Source organism: Rudaea sp., assembly GCF_057139185.1.
On sequence record NZ_DBNHDN010000006.1, the window covers coordinates 78,922 to 101,598 of the forward strand.

General features: G+C 64.6%; 19 protein-coding genes. 10 read left to right on the forward strand and 9 right to left on the reverse strand.

The window, feature by feature from the left end:
- The 4 genes from pstB to pstS form a co-directional block, all read right to left on the reverse strand.
- Positions 1-849, reverse strand: coding sequence for a phosphate ABC transporter ATP-binding protein PstB (pstB, locus tag AC16HO_RS01700; RefSeq protein ID WP_395642619.1), 849 nt, complete (start codon positions 847-849; stop codon positions 1-3).
- The gene (gene pstA, locus AC16HO_RS01705) at positions 842-1,717 is read right to left on the reverse strand and encodes a phosphate ABC transporter permease PstA (protein ID WP_395642618.1); all 876 of its coding nucleotides are present in this window, start codon (positions 1,715-1,717) and stop codon (positions 842-844) included. The genes pstB and pstA overlap by 8 nt, the downstream gene beginning before the upstream one ends.
- Positions 1,714-2,706 (reverse strand): phosphate ABC transporter permease subunit PstC, encoded by a 993-nt coding sequence (pstC, locus tag AC16HO_RS01710; RefSeq protein WP_395642617.1) that lies wholly within the window; start codon positions 2,704-2,706, stop codon positions 1,714-1,716. The genes pstA and pstC overlap by 4 nt, the downstream gene beginning before the upstream one ends.
- An 82-nt stretch (positions 2,707-2,788) precedes the next feature.
- Positions 2,789-3,811, reverse strand: coding sequence for a phosphate ABC transporter substrate-binding protein PstS (pstS, locus tag AC16HO_RS01715; protein ID WP_395642616.1), 1,023 nt, complete (start codon positions 3,809-3,811; stop codon positions 2,789-2,791).
- Positions 3,812-4,059: 248 nt separating this feature from the next.
- On the opposite strand from pstS, the gene AC16HO_RS01720 reads away from it, so the two are divergent.
- The 3 genes from AC16HO_RS01720 to AC16HO_RS01730 all read left to right on the forward strand — a co-directional run bounded on the left by AC16HO_RS01720 (position 4,060) and on the right by AC16HO_RS01730 (position 6,364).
- Positions 4,060-4,689 (forward strand): DUF47 domain-containing protein, encoded by a 630-nt coding sequence (locus AC16HO_RS01720; RefSeq protein ID WP_395642615.1) that lies wholly within the window; start codon positions 4,060-4,062, stop codon positions 4,687-4,689.
- A gap of 127 nt (positions 4,690-4,816) precedes the next feature.
- Positions 4,817-5,947, forward strand: coding sequence for an inorganic phosphate transporter (locus tag AC16HO_RS01725; RefSeq protein WP_395642614.1), 1,131 nt, complete (start codon positions 4,817-4,819; stop codon positions 5,945-5,947).
- 279 nt (positions 5,948-6,226) lie between these two features.
- Complete coding sequence (locus tag AC16HO_RS01730) at positions 6,227-6,364, forward strand: hypothetical protein (RefSeq protein ID WP_395642613.1); 138 nt, start codon at positions 6,227-6,229, stop codon at positions 6,362-6,364.
- A 27-nt stretch (positions 6,365-6,391) separates the two neighbouring features.
- Here AC16HO_RS01730 and AC16HO_RS01735 read toward each other — a convergent pair whose 3' ends face one another.
- Positions 6,392-6,799, reverse strand: coding sequence for a hypothetical protein (locus AC16HO_RS01735; RefSeq protein WP_395642612.1), 408 nt, complete (start codon positions 6,797-6,799; stop codon positions 6,392-6,394).
- A 59-nt stretch (positions 6,800-6,858) separates the two neighbouring features.
- Between AC16HO_RS01735 and AC16HO_RS01740 the strand changes: the two genes are divergently transcribed.
- The 4 genes from AC16HO_RS01740 to AC16HO_RS01755 all read left to right on the forward strand — a co-directional run bounded on the left by AC16HO_RS01740 (position 6,859) and on the right by AC16HO_RS01755 (position 9,026).
- The gene (locus AC16HO_RS01740; protein ID WP_395642611.1) at positions 6,859-7,236 is read left to right on the forward strand and encodes an MGMT family protein; all 378 of its coding nucleotides are present in this window, start codon (positions 6,859-6,861) and stop codon (positions 7,234-7,236) included.
- A gap of 24 nt (positions 7,237-7,260) precedes the next feature.
- Entirely contained in the window at positions 7,261-7,899 is a 639-nt protein-coding gene (locus tag AC16HO_RS01745; RefSeq protein WP_395642610.1) for a rhomboid family intramembrane serine protease, read from the forward strand.
- 211 nt (positions 7,900-8,110) lie between these two features.
- Positions 8,111-8,404 (forward strand): LysM peptidoglycan-binding domain-containing protein, encoded by a 294-nt coding sequence (locus AC16HO_RS01750; RefSeq protein ID WP_395642609.1) that lies wholly within the window; start codon positions 8,111-8,113, stop codon positions 8,402-8,404.
- A 139-nt stretch (positions 8,405-8,543) separates the two neighbouring features.
- Positions 8,544-9,026, forward strand: a complete 483-nt coding sequence (locus AC16HO_RS01755; RefSeq protein ID WP_395642608.1) for a hypothetical protein — start codon at positions 8,544-8,546, stop codon at positions 9,024-9,026.
- Between the two features lie 89 nt (positions 9,027-9,115).
- Here the strand turns inward: AC16HO_RS01755 and AC16HO_RS01760 are convergent, their stop codons facing one another.
- The 4 genes from AC16HO_RS01760 to AC16HO_RS01775 form a co-directional block, all read right to left on the reverse strand.
- The gene (locus AC16HO_RS01760) at positions 9,116-11,161 is read right to left on the reverse strand and encodes a M13 family metallopeptidase (RefSeq protein WP_395642607.1); all 2,046 of its coding nucleotides are present in this window, start codon (positions 11,159-11,161) and stop codon (positions 9,116-9,118) included.
- 259 nt (positions 11,162-11,420) lie between these two features.
- Positions 11,421-12,080, reverse strand: a complete 660-nt coding sequence (locus AC16HO_RS01765; RefSeq protein ID WP_395642606.1) for a DUF502 domain-containing protein — start codon at positions 12,078-12,080, stop codon at positions 11,421-11,423.
- 144 nt (positions 12,081-12,224) lie between these two features.
- Entirely contained in the window at positions 12,225-13,577 is a 1,353-nt protein-coding gene (locus AC16HO_RS01770; protein WP_395642605.1) for an APC family permease, read from the reverse strand.
- Positions 13,578-13,750: 173 nt separating this feature from the next.
- Positions 13,751-16,990 (reverse strand): TonB-dependent receptor, encoded by a 3,240-nt coding sequence (locus AC16HO_RS01775; protein WP_395642604.1) that lies wholly within the window; start codon positions 16,988-16,990, stop codon positions 13,751-13,753.
- Positions 16,991-17,227: 237 nt separating this feature from the next.
- On the opposite strand from AC16HO_RS01775, the gene AC16HO_RS01780 reads away from it, so the two are divergent.
- Genes AC16HO_RS01780 through murD form a run of 3 tightly spaced genes read left to right on the forward strand, consistent with a single transcriptional unit; the run spans position 17,228 to position 22,594 of the window.
- Positions 17,228-19,822, forward strand: a complete 2,595-nt coding sequence (locus AC16HO_RS01780; RefSeq protein ID WP_395642642.1) for a bifunctional aspartate kinase/diaminopimelate decarboxylase — start codon at positions 17,228-17,230, stop codon at positions 19,820-19,822.
- On the forward strand, positions 19,819-21,204 hold the full coding sequence (gene murL / locus AC16HO_RS01785; RefSeq protein WP_395642603.1) for a UDP-N-acetyl-alpha-D-muramoyl-L-alanyl-L-glutamate epimerase: 1,386 nt from the start codon (positions 19,819-19,821) through the stop codon (positions 21,202-21,204). The genes AC16HO_RS01780 and murL overlap by 4 nt, the downstream gene beginning before the upstream one ends.
- A complete protein-coding gene (gene murD / locus AC16HO_RS01790) occupies positions 21,191-22,594 on the forward strand; it encodes a UDP-N-acetylmuramoyl-L-alanine--D-glutamate ligase (RefSeq protein WP_395642602.1) in 1,404 nt (467 codons plus the stop codon). Before murL ends, murD begins: the two co-directional genes overlap by 14 nt.
- Positions 22,595-22,677 lie beyond the last annotated feature (83 nt).

Genomic DNA, 22,677 nt, shown 5'->3' on the forward strand with positions numbered 1-22,677 from the left:
TCAGCCGTAGCGCCCTGTGATGTAGTCTTCGGTCATTTTCTTCGTCGGGTTCTCGAAGATCGTGGTCGTGTCGCCGAACTCGATCAGTTCGCCCAGGTACATGAAGGCAGTGTAGTCGGAGACGCGCGAGGCCTGCTGCATGTTGTGGGTGACGATCGCGATCGTGTAGCGTTCCTTCAATTCTTCGACGAGCTGCTCGATCTTGCCGGTCGCGATCGGATCGAGCGCTGAAGTCGGTTCGTCGAGCAGGACCACCTCCGGCTTCAACGCGACCGCGCGCGCGATGCACAGGCGCTGCTGCTGGCCGCCGGACAGGCCGAGCGCGCTGCCGTTGAGCTTCGACTTCACTTCGTCCCAGAGCGCCCCCTGGCGCAGCGCTTCCTCGACGCGCACGTCCATGTCGGCCTTCGACAGTTTCTCGTAGTGGCGGATCGCGTAGGCGACGTTGTCGTAGATCGACATCGGGAACGGCACCGGCTTCTGGAACACCATGCCGACCTTGCTGCGCAGGCGGTTGAGCGGGTACTTCGGGTCGAGGATGTTGTCGCCGTCGAGCAGCACCTGGCCCCTGGCTTCGAGTTTCGGGTAGATCGAATAGATGCGGTTGAAGATGCGCAGCAGCGTCGACTTGCCGCAGCCCGACGGGCCGATCAGCGCGGTCACTTTCTTTTCCGCGATGTCGAGGTTGACGTTCCTCAGTGCGTGGAACTTGTCGTAGTAGAAGTCGAGGCCCTTTGCGGACATCTTCGGCGTCGAGGCGACTGCCGCCGCTTTCGCGTCGGCGCCGGGCGGCGCTGCGATCAGCGAAACCGTGCTCGCCGTCGCGAGCGGAATGTTCGGGTTAGTCATTGGACACCTTGTTGCGCAACAGGATCGCGCGGGAGATCAGGCTCAAAGCGAGCACGAACAGCGTGACGACCAGCGCACCGGCCCAGGCCAGCGACTTCCAGCCGGCGTCGGCGCTCATCGCGAATTTGTAGATCACCACCGGTACCGAGGCCATCGGCTGGGCCACGTTGGTGCTCCAGAACTGGTTGTCGAAGGCGGTGAACAGCAGCGGCGCGGTCTCGCCCGAGATGCGCGCGAGTGCGAGCAGCACGCCGGTGACGATGCCGGGCAGGGCGGCGCGGTAGAGCACCTGCACCGTCACTTTCCATTGCGGCACGCCGAGCGAAAGCCCGGCTTCGCGCATCGCGCTCGGCACGAGCTTGAGCATTTCGTCGGTGGTGCGCACGACCACGGGCAGCACGATCAGGGCCAGGGCGAGCGCGCCCGAGAACGCAGAGTAGTGGCCGACCTGCTTGACCACGACGGTGTAGACGAACATGCCGAGCACGATCGACGGCGCCGACAGCAGGATGTCGTTGAAGAAGCGGATCGCCTCGCCGAGGCGCGACTTCTTCGCGTATTCGGCGAGGTAGGTGCCGGCGGCGATGCCGATCGGCGCACCGATCAGGATCGCGAGCAGGCAGATCATCGCACTGCCGGCGAAGGCGTTGAGCAGTCCGCCTTCGTCGCCGGGCGGCGGCGTCATCATCGTGAACAGCTTGCCGTTGAGCGAGGCGATGCCGGTGGTGAACGTGGTCCACAGGATCCAGGCGAGCCAGAACAGGCCGAAACCGGTCGACAGCGTGGCGAAGACGAGGCCGACGCCGTTGACGATGCGACGGCGGAAATAGAGGCGGTCGGCGACCGCCTGGCGTGCGGCATCGCTCATTTGCCTTCCTTCTTTTCCATCTGGCGCAGCATCAACTTGGCGATCGCAAGCACGATGAAGGTGACGACGAAGAGCAGGAAGGCCAGCGCGATCAGGGATGCACGAAAGATTTCCGAATCGGCCTCGGCGAATTCGTTGGCGATTGTCGCCGCGATCGAGTTGCCCGGTTCGAGCAGCGACAGCGACAGACGATGCACGTTGCCGAGCACGAAGGTCACCGCCATCGTCTCGCCGAGCGCACGGCCGAGGCCTAGGAAGATGCCGCCGATCACCGCGGTGCGCGTGTACGGCAGAACGATGTCCCAGGCCACTTCCCAGGTCGTCGAGCCGAGCGCGTAGGCGGATTCCTTGAGCCGCGTCGGCACGGTGAGGAACACCTCGCGCATGACCGAGGAGATGAACGGGATGACCATGATCGCGAGCACGATGCCCGCGGTGAGCATGCCGAGGCCGATGCTGTACTGCGTGCCGCTGAACAGCGCGCCGACTACAGGCCAGCCACTGAGGTGTTCGTTGAGCCAGGGATTCAGATGTCTTCCCATGATCGGCACGAACACGAACAGGCCCCACATGCCGTAGATGATCGAGGGGATGCCTGCGAGCAGCTCGATCGCCGCGGCGACCGGCGTGCGCAGCCAGGGCGGTGCGATCTCGGTGAGGTAGAGCGCGATGCCGAAGCTCACGGGCACCGCGATGATCAAAGCGATCGCTGCCGTTACCAGCGTGCCGTAGACCGGTGCGAGCGCGCCGAATTGCTTGCCGACCGTGTCCCAGTCGGAGGAAACGACGAACTTGAAACCGAAGGTTGCGAACGCCTCGCGCCCGCCCCAGAGCGTGGTCAGGGCGACGCCGGCAAGAGTGGCGAGGACGAAGATGCCGGCGCCGGCGACGATGCGGCGGAACAGGCGATCGGCGAAGCCGTCGCGGCGCGCGCGCGTCTCGTCGCTCTGCGGGACGGCGATGGATTCGGCGCTCGCGGCCATGACCATGATCGATTCCGGAAAACTCTTTGTGCTGCTGTCGAAAAAAAGACGCCCCTCGCGAACGAATCCGCGAGGGGCGGGAGGGAGACTACAGTTTGACTTCTGCCTTCCAGTAGGCCTCGATCTGCGCGACCAGCGCGGCCGGCAGCGGCACGTAGTCGAGCGCTTCTGCGGCCTTGCCGCCTTCGGTGTAGGCGTACTTGAAGTAGTCGATCACGGCCTTGGAGCGGGCCGCGTCCTTCGGCGTCTTGTAGATCAGCGCGAACGCGGTCGCGGTGATCGGCCAGGAATCATCGCCCGGCGCGTTGGTGATCACCAGTTGGAAGTCCTTGGCGCTCTTCCAGTCCGCGTGCGAGGCGGCGGCGGCGAAGCTGGCAAGGTTCGGGGTGACGAACTTGCCGGCCGCATTCTGCACCTGGGTGTAGGCCATCTTGTTCTGCAGCGCATAGGCGAGTTCGACGTAGCCGATCGAGCCGTTGATCTGCTGCACGTAGGCGGCGACGCCCGCGTTGCCCTTGCCACCGACGCCAACCGGCCACTGCACCGAGGTGCCTTCGCCGACCTTGGCCTTCCATTCCGGGCTGACCTTGGACAGGTAGTTGGTGTAGTTGAACGTGGTGCCCGAGCCGTCCGAGCGCGACACGACCTGGATCGCCGCGTCCGGCAACTTGATGCCGGCGTTGTTCGCAGCCAGCGCCGGATCGTTCCACTTCTTGATCTTGCCGAGATAGATGTCGCCGAGCTGGGCGCCGGTCAGCTTGATCTCGCCGGCCTTGACGCCTTCGATGTTGACCACCGGCACGACGCCGCCGATCACGATCGGGAACTGGCCCAGGCCTGCGGCCGCGAGCTCTTCCGGCGACAGCGGCTTGTCCGAGGCGCCGAAGTCGATGGTCGCGGCCTTGATCTGGGCGATGCCCGCGCCCGAACCGCCGCCACCGTAGTTGATGTGGCTACCGGTCTTCTCGGCGTAGCTCGCCGACCACTTGGCGACGATCGGCTGGACGAAGGTCGAACCGGCGCCGGTGACATCGACGGCATGGGCCGAACCCGCGAACAGCGCGGCGGCGACGGCAAACGCGGTGAGGGAATGACGAATGCTGTGGAACATGAAAACCTCCGTAGGTGGAAATTCTTGCGGAGGCGCGGACGACGTATCCCGCGCCGCTCCTGGGTGCCGCAGGCTACGCGGGGGACTTGAAAGTTTTATGACAGGCGCGGGGCGGGGGTCGAGGGGCAAGGGCCGGGATGGCGGAAACCTCCGGATCGGGTGGCTTTTCTGCCCTCGACCCCCGGCCCCGAGCCCAAGCGTGCAACAAAACGGTAAACTTGCCGCCGGCCAGGCAGGGATCCGTTCACATGTTTTCGTTACAGACCATCTTCGGCAAGGGCGACAAGTTCTACGGCCTGCTCGAGGCCAGCGCTGACGCCGCGCGCCAGAGCGCGCGCGCGCTGATCGCGCTGTCCCGGCAGAAAACGCCGAATCCTTCGCTCGACGAGTTCCGCCTCGCGCGCCGGCGCGAGAAGCAGATTTTCAACGACATCAGCGCCGAGTTGGTCAATACCTTCGTCACCGCGCTCGAACGCGAGGACATCGAGGCGCTGTCTGCGGCGCTGTACAAGATTCCGAAGACGGTGGAGAAGTTCGCCGAGCGCTACGCGCTGTTCGCCGCCCAGCTCATGGACGTCGATTTCGGCTCGCGTGCGGTCATGCTCGAAAAGGGTTGCGACGTCATCGCCGAGATGGTGGGCCTGCTGCGCAAGGGCATGCCGCTGGACAAGATGAAGGAACTCAACGATCGCATGCAGGCGATCGAAGGCGAGGCCGACCGACTGATCCTCGACCTCTACCGCGACCTGTTCACCAAGGAAAACGACGTCGCCCGCCTGCTGCTGCGCAAGGATCTGTTCGAGCTGCTGGAAAAGGCCATCGATCGCTGCCGCGACGCGGGCAATGTGATCTACGCCATCGCACTGAAGAATTCCTGAGCGGCGAGAGGCTTGTGAGCGCAACAGCGGCGAGCGGTGAGTGGAAAGAGCGGGCATCGCGGCCTCTGTGTTTTTTCTGCTCGCCGCCCACCGCCCACTGCCCGCTCTTCACCCAGGAAACTGCCGCGTGACCCTGACCCTTGTTCTCGCCGTCGTCCTCGTTGCCCTCGTTTTCGAGTACATCAATGGTTTCCACGACACGGCGAATTCGATCGCGACCGTGGTTGCGACCAAGGTACTCAGTCCTGGCCAGGCCGTGCTGCTCGCCGCGGCGACCAACCTGGTCGGTGCGCTCTGGGGCACGGCCGTGGCCAAGACGATCTCGTCGGGGTTGATCGACTCGCATATCGTCAACGTCACGCCGGAACTGTTGATCTGCGCGCTGCTCGGCGCGACGGTGTGGGACCTGATCACCTGGTGGTGGGGGCTGCCGTCGAGCTCGTCGCACGCGCTGGTTGGCGGCCTTTGCGGCGCCGCGCTCGCCGGCGCGCACAACAACTGGCATGCGTTGATCTGGAGCCAGGCCGGCACGCACTGGTGGGACGGCAAGGGCCTGTGGCCGAAAGTGATCCTGCCGATGATCACTTCGCCGCTCGGCGGCTTCGTTCTCGGCGTCGTCGTCATGGGTCTGCTGTTCGCGCTGATCTCCTGGCTGGGATCGCGTGCGAGCCCGTTGATCAATCAGTTCGGCAAGCCGAAGTTCGTCAACGCCTTCTTCGGCAAGGCGCAGATCGTCTCGGCCAGCGCGATGGGTCTCTCGCACGGCATGAACGATGCGCAGAAGACGATGGGTATCATCGCGCTCGCGCTCGCCGGGGCGACGAGCGCGGGTTCGCTCGATCAACTGCCCTGGTTCCTGCACTTCCTGCGCGTCGAGCAGGATGCTGCGAAGTCGTTCGAGATCGCGCTGTGGATCAAGCTCGTCTGCGCACTGACCATGGCCGCAGGCACGGCGGCCGGTGGCTGGCGCATCATCAAGACGCTCGGCCACAAGATGGTCAAGCTGCATCCGATCAACGGCTTCGCCGCGGAAACCAGTTCGGCCGCGGTCATCATCGCCGCGTCCACGGTCGGCATCCCGGTTTCGACCACGCACAACATCTCCGCTGCGATCATGGGCGTCGGCGTCGCCAAGAATCCGCGCGCGATCAAGTGGACGATCGTCGAACGCATGGTCTGGGCCTGGCTGCTGACGATTCCGATCGCGGGGGCGATTGCCTATCTGCTCGTGCGACTCGTCGAAGCACTGTTCGCGTAGACGCGCGTTCGTCACGCTTGGCTTTTGCCGTTGCCCGTCATTCCGGCGAAAGCCGGAATCCGGTGTCTTTGCTGTGGCTCCTGATTTTTCACTCGAGTCCCTTTGCTTTTCCGCGCGCATCCAGCGCACGGGCCACTTTATTTTTCTCCAGCGACGAAAAAGTAACCAAAAAAAAGACGCCGCTCCGGATGCCGCGCTCTCCACGCTACGCGCTGCGGGTGCGCGAGGGCATGCAGGGGTTCGCTCGACGCGCGCCTCAACCCGTGCCACTTCGCGCGCGTGCATCGGCCTGCGATCGTCAACGTCGGTCGCATCGCGGCGATCCATCCCTGGTTAAACGGCCGCCACGTGTTCGTGCTGAGCATGGGGCAGCAGTTGCGCTGCGCCGCCACCGGCACGAGGCGTTCCTGCGCCTGACCGGCCGGCGTGGCGGTGGCTGGCGGCCTACAGCGCGTCGCCGCCCTGCGAGATCGCCTGCTCGAGCTTGTCGCCGAGCGGGCCGAGTTCGGCCACGAGGCGGTCGATTTCCCTGGCGGTGAGCAATTCGTAGGGACGATTCTCGCACAGGTGCAGGTACGGCGAGCCGTCGAGATCGCTGACCGCGAGGTAGCCCAGACGTTGCTCCCAGTTGAAGCGCAGGCAGCGGCGCGCGTCCATGCCCGTGAGCGGGCCGATCGGCGTAGACACGCGCAAATAGGTGCGCCCGGCCTCGTCGTTGAGTTCCGCGAGATACAGGCCCTGGTGGCGCTTGCCGCGTTCGAGTGCGACGTCGAAGCAGATCAGGTACGGATCGTTGATGCGCAGCGGATGCTTCGCCGCGATGTACGCGCGGATTTCCTCGAACGAATGCATGGGGTCTCTCCGGTGGACGGCGCATATGCTAACGTGCCGCGGCAACGAAGTGGAGCGTCATGGCAAAAGCGAAATCCGCCGCGAAGCAGGCAGCCGGTACGGGCGTCAAGCCCGAACATGCCGCGATCGTGCGCGCGATTGCGGCAATTCCCCGTGGCCGCGTCGCCAGCTACGGCGAGATCGCCGCGCGCGCGAACCTGCCGCGGCACGCGCGTCTGGTCGGACGCGTACTCGGCGACGCCGGCGCCGAGGCGAAATTGCCCTGGCATCGCGTGCTGCGCGCCGACGGCCGCTTCGCGTTTGCGCCCGGCAGCCGTGCGTTCCGCGAACAGCGCGCGCGCCTGATGAAGGAGGGCGTGACGGTCAAGGCCGGCCGCGTCGATCTTGCCTTGTTCGGCTGGCAGCGCAATCTCGACGCCGAAATCTGGCGCTTCTGAATCCCCCGCAAAGACAACGATCCAATGCAGAACATTCCCCCCGTCACCCGCGCGTTGCTGATCGCCAACGTGCTGATCTTCCTCCTGCAACAGATGGCCGGCGACTGGCTGATCGCGCAATTCGCGCTGTGGCCGCTCGACGGTTCGCGTCTGTTCGAGCTGGGTGACGGCAGCGTGCTGCGCGTCGCCTTCGCACCGTGGCAAGTGGTCAGCTACGCCTTCCTGCACGGCGGCATCACGCATATCGCGTTCAACATGCTCGCGCTGTGGATGTTCGGCGGCCCGGTTGAGCAGGCACTGGGTTCGCGCAGGTATACTTTTTTCTACTTTGTCTGCGTGATCGGCGCGGCGTTCGCGCAACTGGCGACGATCCACTACTTCAAGCCCGGCGACTTCTATCCGACGCTCGGCGCATCGGGCGGCGTGTTCGGTATCATGCTCGCCTACGCGATGATCTATCCTTCGGCACGCATCATCATGATCTTCTTCCCGGTGCCGATTCCGGCGCCGATCGCCGTACTCGGCTACATGGCGGTCGAGCTGGTGCTCGGCGTCACCGGCACGCAGGAGGGCGTCGCCCACTTCGCCCATCTCGGCGGTGCGGCGGCGGGCTTCGTGCTGCTGCGCTGGTGGCGCGCACAAGCGTTGCGCCGGCGCGGTTGACGAATGACTCAATCCTCACGCCGATGCATGCGCGCGCGCAATTGCATTGGCTGTCGTGCCGGTTCGTTAGGTAATCGTTAGCCGTGCACGAACTGAATTTTTCGTGTGCGGAAACGCATGCGAGTGCAGGAAAAAACGTGTATGGTGCGGGTGCGTCGGGTCTTGAGACCCGCATCGCATTTTCCCACCAGGGCAGGAGGACATATCGCTCATGAGCAACGATCCGAAAGCGGACTTTTCCGACGTCAACAGTGAAGTGAAGGTCAACATGACGCCGACGCCGAGCGCGGCATCGACGGCAGGCTCCGCTCCTTCGAGCCAGACCTATACGGTCGTCGGCGGCGACAGCTTGTCGAAGATCGCGAAACATTTCTATGGCGACGCCAATCAATGGAAGAAGATCTTCGACGCCAATACCGACAAGATCAAGAATCCCGACCTGATCCATCCCGGACAGGTGCTCACGATTCCCGCGGCGCCCACCTCGGCCAAGGCGACAGCCTGATCGCGGTACATGCGCGGCAAACGGCACCTCCAAAAACCGTAGCGCGTGAAGAGCCGGTCCTGCCTGGAGCAGGGCGGGTTGCCGGCGCGCAGCGGTTATCGAGGTGAGCAAACTTGAATCCATACGAAAGAGGGTATCCATGAACAAGCTCAGCAAACGCATCCCGTTGACCATCGTTCTGGCCGGCGCCGTCGCGCTGGCGGCTTGCGGCAAGAAAGAGGCGCCGGCACCCGCGCCTGCACCGGCTCCCGCGGCCGCCGCACCCGCTCCTGCTCCCGCCCCGGCGCCCGCCGCGCCGGCACAGGTCAATTCGGTCGTGCTCGGCAACGCCGTCGATGCGAGCGGCAAGATCAGCGCGCCGGTCGGCAGCTTCGCCACCAAGGACACGATCTACGCGACAGTCGCATTGACGACGACGGTGCCGAACCTGGCGGTCAACCTGCGCTGGAAGTTCCAGGATGGCCAGACGGTTGCCGACAACGCCAAGACGATCGCCGAGCCGAGCACCGGCACGATCGACGACAAGTTGACCAAGGCGTCGGGCTGGCCGGTCGGCAACTACACGCTCGAAGTCGTCTCCGACGGAAAGACGCTGTCGACGACGTCGTTCCAGGTCAAGTAGGTTCAGTCGCCTCTCCGCACAAAAAAAGGGCGCGAGAAATCGCGCCCTTTTTTTTTGTCTTCTGCCCGCGGTGGGGTGGGGACGAAGTGCTACCAGATCTTCACCTGCGCCTCGCCCGCGCGCACCATCGCATCGCCGGTCTTGCACGAGAACGCCTGCGCGAACGCGGGCATGTTCGAAGGTGCGGCGATCGCGCGGAACTGGCCCGGCGCGTGCGGGTCGGTGTTGAGATTGACCTTGGCGGTGGCTGGCAGCGTGTTCGTGCGCCACAGGCGCGCGAAGTTGAGGAAGAAGCGCTGGTCCTGGCTGAAACCGTCGATCTTCGATGCGGCCTCGGCCGGATTCTGCTTCAGCGCGATCTGCAGCGCGTCGTAGGCGACGTTGAGGCCGCCGAGGTCGGCGATGTTCTCGCCGAGCGTGAGCTTGCCCTTGACGTGGATGTCCTCGAGCGCGACGTAGCCGTCGAACTGGGCGACGAGCCTGTCGGCGCGTGCGGTGAACTGTTGGCGATCGGCGTCGGTCCACCAATTGCTGTTGTTGCCGTGCGCGTCGAACTGGCTGCCCTTGTCGTCGAAACCGTGCGTGATCTCGTGGCCGATCACCGCGCCGATGCCGCCGTAGTTGAGCGCGTCGTCGGCCTTGGCGTCGAAGTAGGGTGGCTGCAGGATCGCAGCGGGGAACGTGATCTCGTTCTTCAGCGGCGAGTATGAGGCATTCACCGTCTGCGGGGTCATGCCCCATTCGGTCCTGTCCACCGGCTTGCCGACGCGGCCCATGCGCCAGTCGTGGTTGAATTTGCTCGCGGCGAGCAGATTGTCGACGTAGCCGGTGCGTGCGATCGCAAGACCGGTCCAGTCGCGCCATTTGTCCGGATAGCCGATCTTCGGCTTGAACGCCGCCAGCTTTTCCAGCGCCTTGGCCTTGGTTGCATCGGACATCCAGTCGAGCTTCTCGATGCGCAGCTTGAGCGCGGCCTGCAAGTTGGCGACAAGACGTTCTGCGGATTGTTTTGCCTCGGGAGGAAAGTTTTCCTTGACGTAGAGCTGGCCCAGCGCCTGGCCCATCTGTCCGTTCACCGCCCCGAGCACGCGCTTCCAGCGCGGCTCGATTTCCTTCTGTCCGCGCAGCTTGTGTGCGCCGAAATCGAAGTGTTCCTCGACGAAGGCGCGCGACAGGAAAGGCGCGGCATCGTCGATCGCATGGAAGCGCAGGTAGGCCTTCCATTGCGCAACCGGCACCTCGGTCAGCATCTTGTCGAATTCGGCAAACCACTGCGGATGCGACAGCGAGAAGCCTTGCACGTCCTTGAGTCCCTGCGCGGCGAGAAATTTCGCCCACGAGAAATGCGGCGTCGCCTCGTCCGCCTCGGCGACGCTTGCGTAATGGTATTGGTTCTTCGGATCGCGTGCCTCGATCGGCGATAGCGAGGCTTTCGCATCGCGCGTTTCCAGCGCCATGATCCATTGCGCGTCCTGCCTGGCCTCCTCGGTTTTTATCCCGGAGAGGACCAGTGTCTTCTCGATATGCGCGAGGTATTCGTCGCGGATCTTCACGTAGTCCGGCTTGTCCTCGAGGTAGTAGGCACGCTCGGGCAGGCCGAGACCGTCTTCGCTGGCGAAGCCGATGACCACGCTCGAGTTCTTGAAATCAGGGTAGGCGCCGAAACTGAAGTAGCCGCCGAGTCCGCGGGCATGCGCATCGATCATGTATGCAGCGAGATCGTTCGCAGATTTGATCGCGGCGATCCTGGCGAGCTCGGGCCGGATCGGGGCGATGCCGGCTTTCTCGATCGTCGCCTCGTCCATGCCGCTCGCATAGAAATCGCCGAGCTTCTGCTCGATCGTGCCCCTGGCCGCGGATGCGATCGATGGATCTTCGATCAGCTTGTGCTGCGCGTTGAGGCTGGCCTCGCGCAACTCGTCGAACGTACCCCAGCGCGTACGGTCGCCCGGGATCGGATTGGCTGCGATCCATTTCGCGTTGACATAGTCGTAGAAGTCGTCACAGGGCTTGAAGCGTGCATCCAGCGAGGCGGGATCGAAGGCGCTGTTCACGGTCGGCGGAAGCGCGTATGCACTGCCGCTGAGCGCGAAGACGACGGCGGCGGCGAGCGACGTGCGCAGGCGATGGATCATGGCGAATTCTCCCGGGTTGCAGAAGGTTTGCGACAGGTCACGGTAGGGGCTGGAGACGGCGTGCAGCAGTGCAGAAAGTCATGCACAAAAAAAACGGCCGGCGAGACCCCGGCCGAATGACAAGATGTTGAAGGCAGGAGACTGCGTTCGGTACGTACTTTGACGGGTTCTTTCCGTTGCGGGCAGTGCCGAAAGGCATGCGCGCCGAATTCGGGCCCAGCGCCGTAAAGGCGCGGCGCCCGTCACCGCAGTCGTCGCATCACGGCTGCGGATGACCGTGCGCCGGAATGTCGGGCAGCTTGTCGGGACCGGCGGCGCCGCCCGAAAGGATGAAGGCCATCGCCTGGTCGACGCTCCAGTCGGTCGCCACGAGCTCGTCCAGCGGCACGATCTCGAGATAGCCGCCGGTCGGATTCGGCGTCGTCGGCACGTACACCGCGGCCATCTCGCGACCCGTGCCGTCGAGAAACGTGCGCGTGACGAAACCGAATGTCTTCAGCGTTGGCGCGGGGAAGCCGATCAGCACCACGCGCTGCGTACCGCCCGGCTTGCTCTGCATCATCGTCATCAGCTTCTTCGAGCCACCGTAGATCGTCTGTGCGAGCGGGATGCGCGCGATCAGACGCTCGAACGCGGCGAGCAGGCGCTGGCCGAGCATGCGGCTCGTGGCGAAGCCGAGCAGGTACAGCGCGACGATCGTGCCGATGAAGGCGACGATCGAACGGAACCATTCCTGGCCCAGCCATTCGGCCGCGGCGGGAAAAATCGCGCTGATCAACGCGAACGTTGCGGCGACCACCGGCGCGCCGACATGCGAGAGCACGCTGACGACGAAGGCGAACACCAGGAAGGTCAGCCACAGCGGAATGAAAGTGAGCAGACCGGTGATCAGGTAGCGTTGCAGGTACAGGCGGGGCATGGTGCGGCGGCGTTCGGCGAGGGCGCCATGATAACGGGATCGCGCGGGTCGGTGCTCGTTATCGACCTGCCGCATCCGCGACCCGTGCTTCGGGCCATTGGCGGCGCGTCGCTCCCGATCCGGCGTGTTCGCGCGTTGTTTCGTTCATCCGCGCGTATCCGTCGTACGCCGGCGGCGCGTCCAGTACCAGTAGATGGGGATTCCGACCAGGGTGATCAGCACGCCCATGCCCGCATCGTGAGGATTCTCCCATACGGTGGTGGCGACGACCCAGGCAACGACGACGAGGAAAAAGATTGGCAGCAATGGATACAGGGGTACGCGGAATGCCGGCGCGGCGGCATCGTCGGCGCATCTGCGCCGGTACCAGAACAGGGTAGCGATTACGGCGGCGATGCCGATCCAGTCGCCGACGGTCGAATAGTTCAGCAATTGCTCGAAGGTGCCGGTCAGCGCAAGCACGCAGGCCCACGCGGCGAGCATCAGCAGCGCAACGTTCGGCGAATGCCAGCGCGGATGCAGTGTGGCGGCAAAGCGGAAGAACACACCGTCGGATGCCATGACCTGGAACACGCGCGCAGCCGCGGCCAGCGAGATGTTGACGAAGCCCAGGGTGGAGATCGCGATGCCGAGCGCGATCAGGCGTGCCCCGGGCTCGCCGAATATTTGGCGCATCGCGTCGGCCGCGGGCGCGGCGCTCGCGGCGAGGCCGGCGTGGCCGAGCACGGCGAGATATGCCGCGTTGGCGAGGACGTAGCAGGTGGCGACAAGCAGCATGCCGAGCACCAGCGCGCGCGGCAGGTTGCGCCGCGGATCGCGGATCTCGCCGGCGATATCGTTGACGTAGTACCAACCGCCGTACGAGAACAGCACCGGCATCAGCGCGCCGATGAAGGTCAACGGCTGCAGCGGGGGCGGTGGCGTAGCGGGTGCGGGCGCGCCGCCGAACGCGAGGCCGACCGCGATCAGGAGCGCAAGCGCGAGCAGCTTGAGCACGGTCAGCACGTTCTGCAGCCACGATCCCGCGCGGATGCCGAACCAGTTGATTCCGGTCAGGAACACGATCGTGCCGACCGCCCACGGCGCAGGGTTGGCGATCTTCACGCCGAGCGCGGCACCGAAGTACTCGACGAACACGGTGGAGACGGCGGCGATCGCACCGGAGTGATTCACGACGAGCAGGTTCCAGCCGTAGACGAAGGCGACGATGAGTCCGAACGCCTCGCGCAGGTAGACGTAGCCGCCGCCTGCGTTCGGCCGGCGCGCGCCGAGTTCGGCGTAGGACAGCGCGCCGATCAGCGCGATGACTCCGCCGATGGCCCAGGCGACGAGCTGTTCGGCCCCGGAACCGGTCTGTTTCGCCACGGCCGCCGGTACGCGAAAGATGCCCGAGCCGATCACGCCGCCGACCACGATCATGCTCGCGTCCCAGACGCCGAGGCGGCGCAGGTAGCCCGGAGCCGGGGGGGCAGAAGCGGTCACGGGTTGTTCGGACATGCACGGACTTCCCAGTCTTCAGCCGCGAGCATGGCGAACTCGCGTGCCGCTGTCGAGAGGCAGGTCGTGCTGAGCGTCGACATGGGGCGTCGTGCCTCGCGTGGAAACGGGACCCGGAACGAAAACGGCCCGCGCAGGGCGGGCCGTTTCCGCGGTTCAGGTATGCCAATGGATCAGAACGTGTACTTTACCGTCGCCATCATCGACCAGCGCGAGACGACACGGCTTGGATCGTAGAAACCGCCGTCGTAGACCTGCAGCGCCTGCGGGGCGAAGTTGCCGGCCTTGTTGGTCGGCAGGGTGTAGACATACTGGCCTTGGGCGTTCACACCCGAATACGCTGCGAGCGTGCGCGTGGGGTAGATGCCGGTGTTCTGCTGGTCGCCCCACTTCTTGTTGAGCAAGTTGAGGAAGTTGAAGATGTCCAGACGGAAGATGCCCTTGTTGCCGGCGAAGATGCCCGGGATTTCCTGCTGCAGGCCCAGATCCAGCGTATTGATCCATGGTGTGCGTGCGCCGTTGCGGCCGGCGATCTGGCCACGGTGTCCGCGCAGGTACTTGTCGTTCGCGAGGTAGTCGTTGAACTGCTGGATCACGGCCGGGCTGGTGCCCGCCGCGAATGCGACCTTCGGATCGTTCGCGGTCGGTATGTAGACCGGATCCCAGCCGGCGACGCTGTCGCCGTTGGCGTCGTTCGAGAATACCCACGTGTACGGGTTGCCGGTGCGGCCGTTGTAGTACGTGGATACCTGCGTCGCGTAGTTGCCGAAGAAGTTGTGCTTCCAGTTCAACGCGGCCTTGAAGCTGCGCGCGACGTTGTAGTTCGAGGTGGCCACCTGGCGGCTGTTCGGATTGATGCGCGCGATGCGGCGGTAGCCGTCGAACGCGATCGTGTCGGTGCCCGGATCGACGTCGGTGGCGTGGTTGAACGTGACCGACACATCGCCCGACAGGCCATCGGTGAACGGCTTGGTCACGCCGAGGGTGAAGCTGTCGGATTTGCCCTCGCTGGTGTTGGTCAGCAGGGTCGATGAGGTACCGAATTTGCGATTCTGGTTGGCGAGCTGGTCGGCCGTCTTCGGCGCTTCGCCGGGAATTTTCCAGAATTGCTCGCGGCCATCAGGCAGGATGCCGGTCGGCGCGCCGAAGTTGATCGCCTGATAGAGAATCGCATTTTGCACTTCGACATGTGCGTACTCGGCCGAGGCGACGAGGCCCCACCACGGCAACTCGCGATCGAGCGCAATGCTGGTCTTGATCACGCTGGGCAGTTTGAAATTCTTCGCGACCGTGTCGACCGATCCTGCGCCACCACCCACCGGAATCGGCTGGTGGAACGGATCCGGGCTGAACGGCGCCTTCGACGGATCGAAGTTCGTGTACGAAAGCGTGGTGATGCCGTTGTTCTGGTACGGGTTGGTCAGCCACACCGCGGGCGGCACGGTCTGGAACACGCCGACGCCGCCACGAAGCTGCGTCTTGTATTCGCTGTCGAACTGATAGTTGAACGACACGCGCGGCTCGACCAGGCCGTTCTTCGACTTGATCGTGTAGTTGTTCGGATAGCCGAACGCAGCGGCGAATGCCGCATTGTATACCGGTGGCTTGTTCGCCTCGGGGATGTTCCAGCGTAGACCGAATTGCAGCGACAGCGCGTCGGTCGCCTGCCAGGTGTCCTGGATGAACGGGTTGTACTGGGTATACGTCCACTTGCCCGCGATGTCGTTGATCGTGAAGCCCGGAGCGGGGTGGAACAGCAGGTACGAGTTGTAGTTGGCCGCGGCGAAATTGTTGAGGCCCCAGAAGCTGTATACGCCGAACTCGGACTGGCCGAACAGGTTGACGATCTTGTTCTGCACGTAGTCGATGCCGGCCTTGAACTGGTGCTCGCCGAGCGCGTACGTGGCGGCGAAAAACACCGAGGTCTTCTTCGTGTCGATGTGGTTGTAGTGGCGGTACTGCTCTTCGCCGAGGTAAACCGTGGGACCCTTGCCGGCCGGATCGAGATTCACGCTGACCTGTGGCTGCTGGTATGGCGCGGTCGTGTCCTGGACGAATTTCTGGTAGCCGATCTTCAGTTCGGTCGAGAAGTTTTCGGTCCAGTCGTCGAACAACTGGGCGACGTAGTTGTCGGTCTTGATCGCCTTGGTCCACACGTAGCTCGACAGGCCGATGCTGGTCGGACTGTTGCCGCCGACCGCAGGCTGGGATTCCTTGCTGCTCTGGTAGCTGAAGCTCGCGCGATGGCCATCGACGATGTTCCAGTCGACCTTGGCCAGATAGCGCTTGTCGTCGTAGACCAGCGCCGACGAACCGCCGAACGTGCCCGGCTTCAGGCCGAGCTTGGTCGCGATGTCGATGATTTTCTGCACGTCTCCGGGCGAGACTTTCGTCGACGTCGAAGCGCCGCTGCCCAGTGAATAGTCGAGACCGTTGGCGGAGTCGGCGCCGATCCCCGTGGTCTTCTCCTTTTCCGCGTTGAGGAAGAAGAACAGCTTGTCCTTGATGATCGGGCCGCCGAGGGTGAAGCCGTAGGTCGCGTCCTTGTCGTAGCCGTTGTACTTGTAGCCCGGATTGCTCGAGGGCAGCCAACCCGCGTCGCCGACGAGATGGTTGGCGTTGCGGTAGGCGTAGTAGGCCGAGCCGTGGAAATCGTTGGTACCCGACTTGGTCACCGCGTTGACGTCGGCGCCGACCACATCGCTGATCACGTCGTAATTCGCCGTGGAGATGTTGTACTCGGCGATGGCCTCGGGCGAAATCGGCGACTTGAGATAGGGCAGGCCGTTCTTGTTGAGGCCGAACGGATCGCCCTGGGTGACGCCGTCGACGGCGACGTTGTTGTAGCGGTTGTTCATGCCGAGCGCCGAAACCGAGCCCAGGCCCTGATCCATCACGGTGATGCGCGGGTCCATGCGCACCACGTCGTCGATCGAGCGGTTGCCTTGCGGCGTGGCCTGCAGTTGCGCCTGGGTCAGCGTCGTCGACAAACCGCGGTTGTCCGAAGCGAACGTCGTCGCCAGCGCCGAGGCAGTCACGGTGACACCTTCAAGCGTCGTGCTCGCAGCGCTCGCTGCGGCGAGATTGATCGAGGCCGGCTGGCCCAGCTGCAGGTAGACGTCATCCTGCTCGGCGACCTTGGCGCCGCCCCGGTTGGCGACGACGTCGAACGGCCCGCCGACGCGCAGGCCCTGCGCGCTGTAGCGGCCGTCGGCGTCGGTGTTCACTTCCTTGGTCGTGCCCGAGGGGCGATGCACGATCGTCACCGTGGCCCCCGCGACCGGCTTGCCGGCGGCGTCGAGCACGCGACCGTTGATGCCGGAGGTGGTGATGTTCTGGGCGTTGGCCGTGGAGACCGCAAGCAATGCGGCGATGGCAACGGGAAGGACCTTGGCACGGACGGATATCAGCATCGGTAATCCTTGATTTGTCGTCAATCGTTAAGCGTATTTTACAATTGTTACGGCCTTTGTGGGGCATGCACTGAACAAGCTGGCCTCGTCCCCACGGGGCCGCCGTGGCGTCGGCAGGCGCCAAGCGTACCGCGGCAATCTGTGCGAGCGCAGCATTTCGCCTTACTATTGCCGGTACATTGCGCATGAATTGCGCTTGATCGCTTTGTCTGCTCAACTTCGGGAACCACCGTGAGTGTGAATGCCGCGCCCCTGACCGGCGCCAATTGGGTTGTGCTCAAATTTGGCGGCACCAGCGTTTCCACGCGGCCGCGCTGGGACAAGATCGCGGCGATCGCCAAGGGAAAACGGGCGCAGGGCAAACACGTACTCATCGTGGTCTCGGCGCTGTCGGGCACGACGGACAAGTTGAAAGCGATCTGCGACGGCCACGCCGACGCCGGCAAGTGCCGGGCCGTGGCCGACGAGATCGTCGCGCGCCATCGCGCGATGTTTGCCGAACTGGAACTGACCGATGCGGGCGGTATCGACGCGTGGCTGGCGAAACTCGACCAACTGCTCGCCGACCCGCGCCGCGCGCAAGGCGCGCTGACCTGGCAGGCCGAGGTGCTCGCGCTCGGCGAGATGATGTCGTCGACGCTCGGTGCGCAGTATTTGAGCGCGAGTGGCCTGACGACGAACTGGCTAGATTCGCGCCAGCATCTGCTCAGCGAGGCGTTGCCGAACCAGAGCGCGTGGGGCCGCTATCTCTCCGCGCAGGTGCCGACCGCGCGCGACGAGGCGCTGATCGCGAGGCTGCCGTCGCTCGGCGAGACGTTCATCACCCAGGGCTTCATGGCGCGCAACGCGGCCGGCGAGACGGTCATCCTCGGTCGTGGCGGCTCGGATACCTCGGCGAGCTATTTCGGCGCATTGCTCGATGCCGAGATCGTCGAGATCTGGACCGACGTCGCCGGCATGTTCAGCGCCAATCCGCGCAGCGTGCCGAATGCGCGCCTGCTCTCGCGTCTGGACTACGAGGAAGCGCAGGAAATTGCCACGACCGGCGCCAAGGTGCTGCATCCGCGCTGCATCAACCCGGTGCGCGAGGCCGGCGTGCCGCTGACGATCAAGGACACCAACTATCCCGAGTTCGCCGGCACGGAAATCTGTGCGGCGGTTGCCGACGCGCTGCCCAGCGTCAAGGCGATTTCGCAGCGCACCGGCATCACCCTGATCTCGATGGAGTCGATCGGCATGTGGCAGCAGGTCGGCTTTCTCGCCGACGTGTTCGAGATCTTCAAGCGCCACGGCCTGTCGATCGATCTGGTCGGCACGGCGGAAACCAACGTCACCGTCTCGCTCGATCCGAGCGAGAACCTGGTCAATACCGATGTGCTCTCGGCGCTGTGCACCGATCTCGCCGGAATCTGCCGCGTGAAGGTGATCGCGCCGTGCGCGGCGATCACTCTGGTCGGCCGTGGCATGCGCTCGATGCTGCACAAGTTCTCCACGGTGCTGGCCGAGTTCGGCTCGCTGCGCGTGCACCTGATTTCGCAGTCGTCGAACAATCTCAACCTCACTTTCGTCGTCGACGAGAGCGCTGCAACCGATCTCGTGCCGCAGTTGCATGATCTGTTGATCAAGGCCGAAGCGATGCGGGTCGAGGACGCCGCCGTGTTCGGCCCGAGCTGGGTGGATCTGTATAAAAAGCCGCAGTTGCAGAGTGCGCCGTGGTGGCGTGCGCGTCGCGAAGACCTGCTCGCGCTGGCCGCAAAGGCAACACCACACTATGTTTACGATCTCGCCAGCGTGCGCGCACAGGCGCAGGCGCTGCGCGGCACGATCCAGGCCGTCGATCGCTGGTTCTACGCGATCAAGGCGAATTCGCATCCTGCGATCCTGCGCGAGATCGCGGCGCAGGGCTTCGGTCTGGAATGCGTCTCGCCGGGCGAAATCGCGCATGTGCGCGGAATCTTCGGCGCCGCCGTCGATATCCTCTACACGCCGAATTTCTGCTCGCGCACGGACTACGCGGCCGGCATCGCGGCCGGTGCGCGCATCACCGTCGACAACTTGCATCCGCTCGAACACTGGGGCGACCTGTTCGCCGGGCGCGACATCGAACTGCGCCTCGACCTCGACTTCACGCGCGGCCATCACGACAAGGTCAAGACCGGCGGCGCCGGATCGAAATTCGGTCTTGCCCTGGGCGAAGTCGACGAGTTCCTGCACCTGGCGGAACGGCACAACGCGCGCATCGTCGGCCTGCACGCGCATCTCGGCTCGGGCATTCTCGATGCGAAGCACTGGAAGGAAGTGTTCGCCCACCATGCAAGCATCGCCGAGAAGATCGGCACGGTCGCCTCGCTCAACGTCGGCGGCGGCTACGGCGTGCCCGCGCGCGCCGACGAGGCGCCGCTCGATCTCGAGGCCGTCGCCGCGGGGCTCGCCGAGGTGAAGGCCGCCTATCCGCAGTTCGAGCTGTGGAGCGAGCCGGGCCGCTTCCTCGTCGCCGACGCCGGCGTGCTGCTCGCGCGCGTGAACCAGCTCAAGCGCAAGGGCGAGTTCCGCTACCTCGGCGTCGATGCGGGCATGCACACGCTGATCCGGCCCGCGCTGTACGAGGCGTACCACGAGATCGTCAATCTCTCGCGCATCGACGAGCCCGCGACCGAACTCGTGCAGGTCGTCGGTCCGATCTGCGAATCCGGCGACGTGCTCGGCAATCACCGCCGTCTCGCCAGGACGCAGGAAGGCGACGTAATCCTGATCGCCCAGGCCGGCGCCTACGGTGCGGTCATGTCGTCCGACTACAACCTGCGCGGACGCGCTGCGGAGACTGTGCTGTGACCGCGACGATCGACAAAAAATTCGCCGATCCACGCGACACGCAGGCGTTCCGTTTTACCGCCTGCGACTTCGACGCGGCGAGTGGCACGGCGAGCCTCGCGTATGCCTTCGACGACGGCCCGTTGCTGACCGAGCGCGTGGTGTTTCCCGACGCGCCGGCGCTGCCGGCCGAACGCGCCGACGCATTCGCACAAGCGCTGCGCCTGCTGCATCTGGTCGCCGGGGTCAGCTATTACAAGGCCGGCATTCCGCCCGAGTTGCGCGTCGAGACAGGCGCGCTCGCCACGGATACGGCAGGGTTTCTGCACGAGCTGTATTTCCACGGTCTGGCCGAGTTCGCTTATCAGAACAAGCTCGATCTGACGGAGCGTTTACGCTTCTCCACTCTTGTTCGTCATTCCCGCGAAGGTGGGAATGACGAAAAAAAAGCGCCTGCATTGAATCTGCCGCGCCGCACGCTGTTGCCGATCGGCGGCGGCAAGGACTCGCTGGTCAGCGTGGAAATGTGCAAAAGCATCGACGAGCCGGCGACGGCGGTCTGGATCGGCGATTCCGCGCTGATCGCGGCCTGCGCCGAGCGCAGCGGCCTGCCGCTGCTCAACATCAAGCGCCAGATCGCGCCGGCGCTGTTCGAGTACAACCGCCAGGGCGCGTGGAACGGTCACGTGCCGGTCACCGCGATCAACTCGGCGATCCTCGTGTGCGCCGCGATTCTGTATGGCTACGACGCGATCGCGTTTTCCAACGAACGTTCCGCGTCGAGCGCGACGCTCGAATACCTCGGTCGCCAGATCAACCACCAGTGGAGCAAATCGCTGGACTTCGAGCGCCTGCTGCGCGCGCAGGTCCACGCGCACGTTGCAGCCGACCTCGACTATTTCTCGCTGCTGCGGCCCTGGTCGGAACTGGCCGTGGCGCGCGAATTCGCGAAGCACCCGCAGTACGATGCGGTGTTTTCGAGCTGCAACCGCAACTTCCGCATCCTCGGCGAGCACCCGTCCGATCGCTGGTGCGGGCAGTGCCCGAAGTGTCATTTCGTCTTCCTCGCGCTGGCGCCTTTTGTCGCCAAGCCGCGCCTGCTCAGGATCTTCGGCCGCAACCTGCTCGACGATGCGGCGCTCGCGCCGGGCTTCGACGCGCTGCTCGAATATCGCGACCACAAGCCGTTCGAATGCGTCGGCGAGGGTGGCGAATCGCGTGCGGCGATGTACGCGCTGACCCAGCGCGCGGAATGGCGCGAGGACGCACTCGTCGCCCGCTTCTTGAACGAAATCCTGCCGCAGCTCGATCGTGCCGCGCTCGCGCTCGAGCCACTGCTTGCCCCGACGGGCGAACATTTCCTGCCTACGCGTTTCACTTCGCTGCCGAATGCGCCTCTCTGAGTTCGAAGGCAGGCGCGTCGCCGTCTGGGGCTATGGCCGCGAGGGCAGGGCTGCGCTGTCGGTGTTGACGCAGAAATTTCCCGCCGAGTGCTTCACCCTGTTTTGCAGCGAGGCCGAGGCGGCCGCGTTGATCGCGCAATCTTCCGACCTGTTCGCCAGGGAAGCCGGGGGTCGCGGCACGCGGGTACTCGTCGTCACCACGCCGGTCGACGAGGCCGTGCTGGCGGCCTTCGACATCGTCGTCAAGTCGCCCGGCATCAGCCCGTATCGCGAACCGCATCTCTCCGCGGAACACATGGGCGTGCGCTTCACTTCGGGTACGGCGATCTGGTTCGCCGAGCACGCAAAAGCGAGGACCATCTGCATCACCGGTACCAAGGGCAAGAGCACCGTCGCTGCGTTGATCGCGCATCTTCTGCGCAAGAGCGGCAGGCTGACGGCACTGGCGGGCAATATCGGTTTGCCATTGCTCGATCTGCTCGAGCCCGCACATGAACCGGATTGGTGGGTGATCGAGCTGTCGAGTTTTCAGGCGCGCGATTTCGAGGGAGCGCCGACCGTGGCGCTGATCAACAATCTCTACGAGGAGCACCTCGACTGGCATGTCACGAGCGAAAACTATTCGAAGGACAAGTTGCGCATCGCGGCGAAAGCGCAACGCGTCGTCGTCAATGCGCGGCAGGAAAAGCTGGTCGATCTGGGGCAGTGGAATCTGAACGATGCGTTCAACCATTTCGACGGCTGGCATCTGCGCGACTGTGCGGTCTGGCGCGGCAACGAGGAGGTGCTTGCAAGCCGCCAGATCCCGTTGTCAGGCGAACACAATGCGCTCAATGTCTGCGCCGCGCTCGCGGCGATCGAGGCGGCGGGCGAGGATGCGAGAGCGCTGGCGCGCCATGTCGCCACCTTCAAGCCGTTGCCGCATCGCCTGCAGCACCTCGGCATTCGCGGCGGCATCGATTACGTCAACGACAGCATCTCGACCACGCCATACGCAGCGATCGAGGCGCTGCGCAGTCTCGATGGCCGCACGACGACGATCCTGGTCGGTGGCTTCGATCGCGGCATCGACTGGCAGCCATTCGCCGACTTCGTTGCGCGGCGCCCGCCGCACGCGGTGGTCACGATGGGCACCAACGGCGATGCGATCGCAGCGGCGCTGGCCCGCCTCGCGCATCGCGGATTCGAGCTTGCTTCGGCACATGCATTGGCCGACGCGTTCGCGCGCGCCCTCTCTCTCACGCCCGAAGACGGTGCGATCCTGCTTTCGCCGGGTGCGCCGAGCTTCGATCAATTCAACGACTACGCCGAACGTGGCCGGGAGTTCGCCCGCCTCGCCGGTTTCGACCCGGCGGCGATCATGCAGGTCGAGGGCTTGGGCATTGCGTGAACTCGCCGGCCCGTTCGCGGTCGCATAAGCCGGCGCGCCGGATTGCGTGCACGGCGCAGGGCAGGTTTCGATGCGGGGGTGTT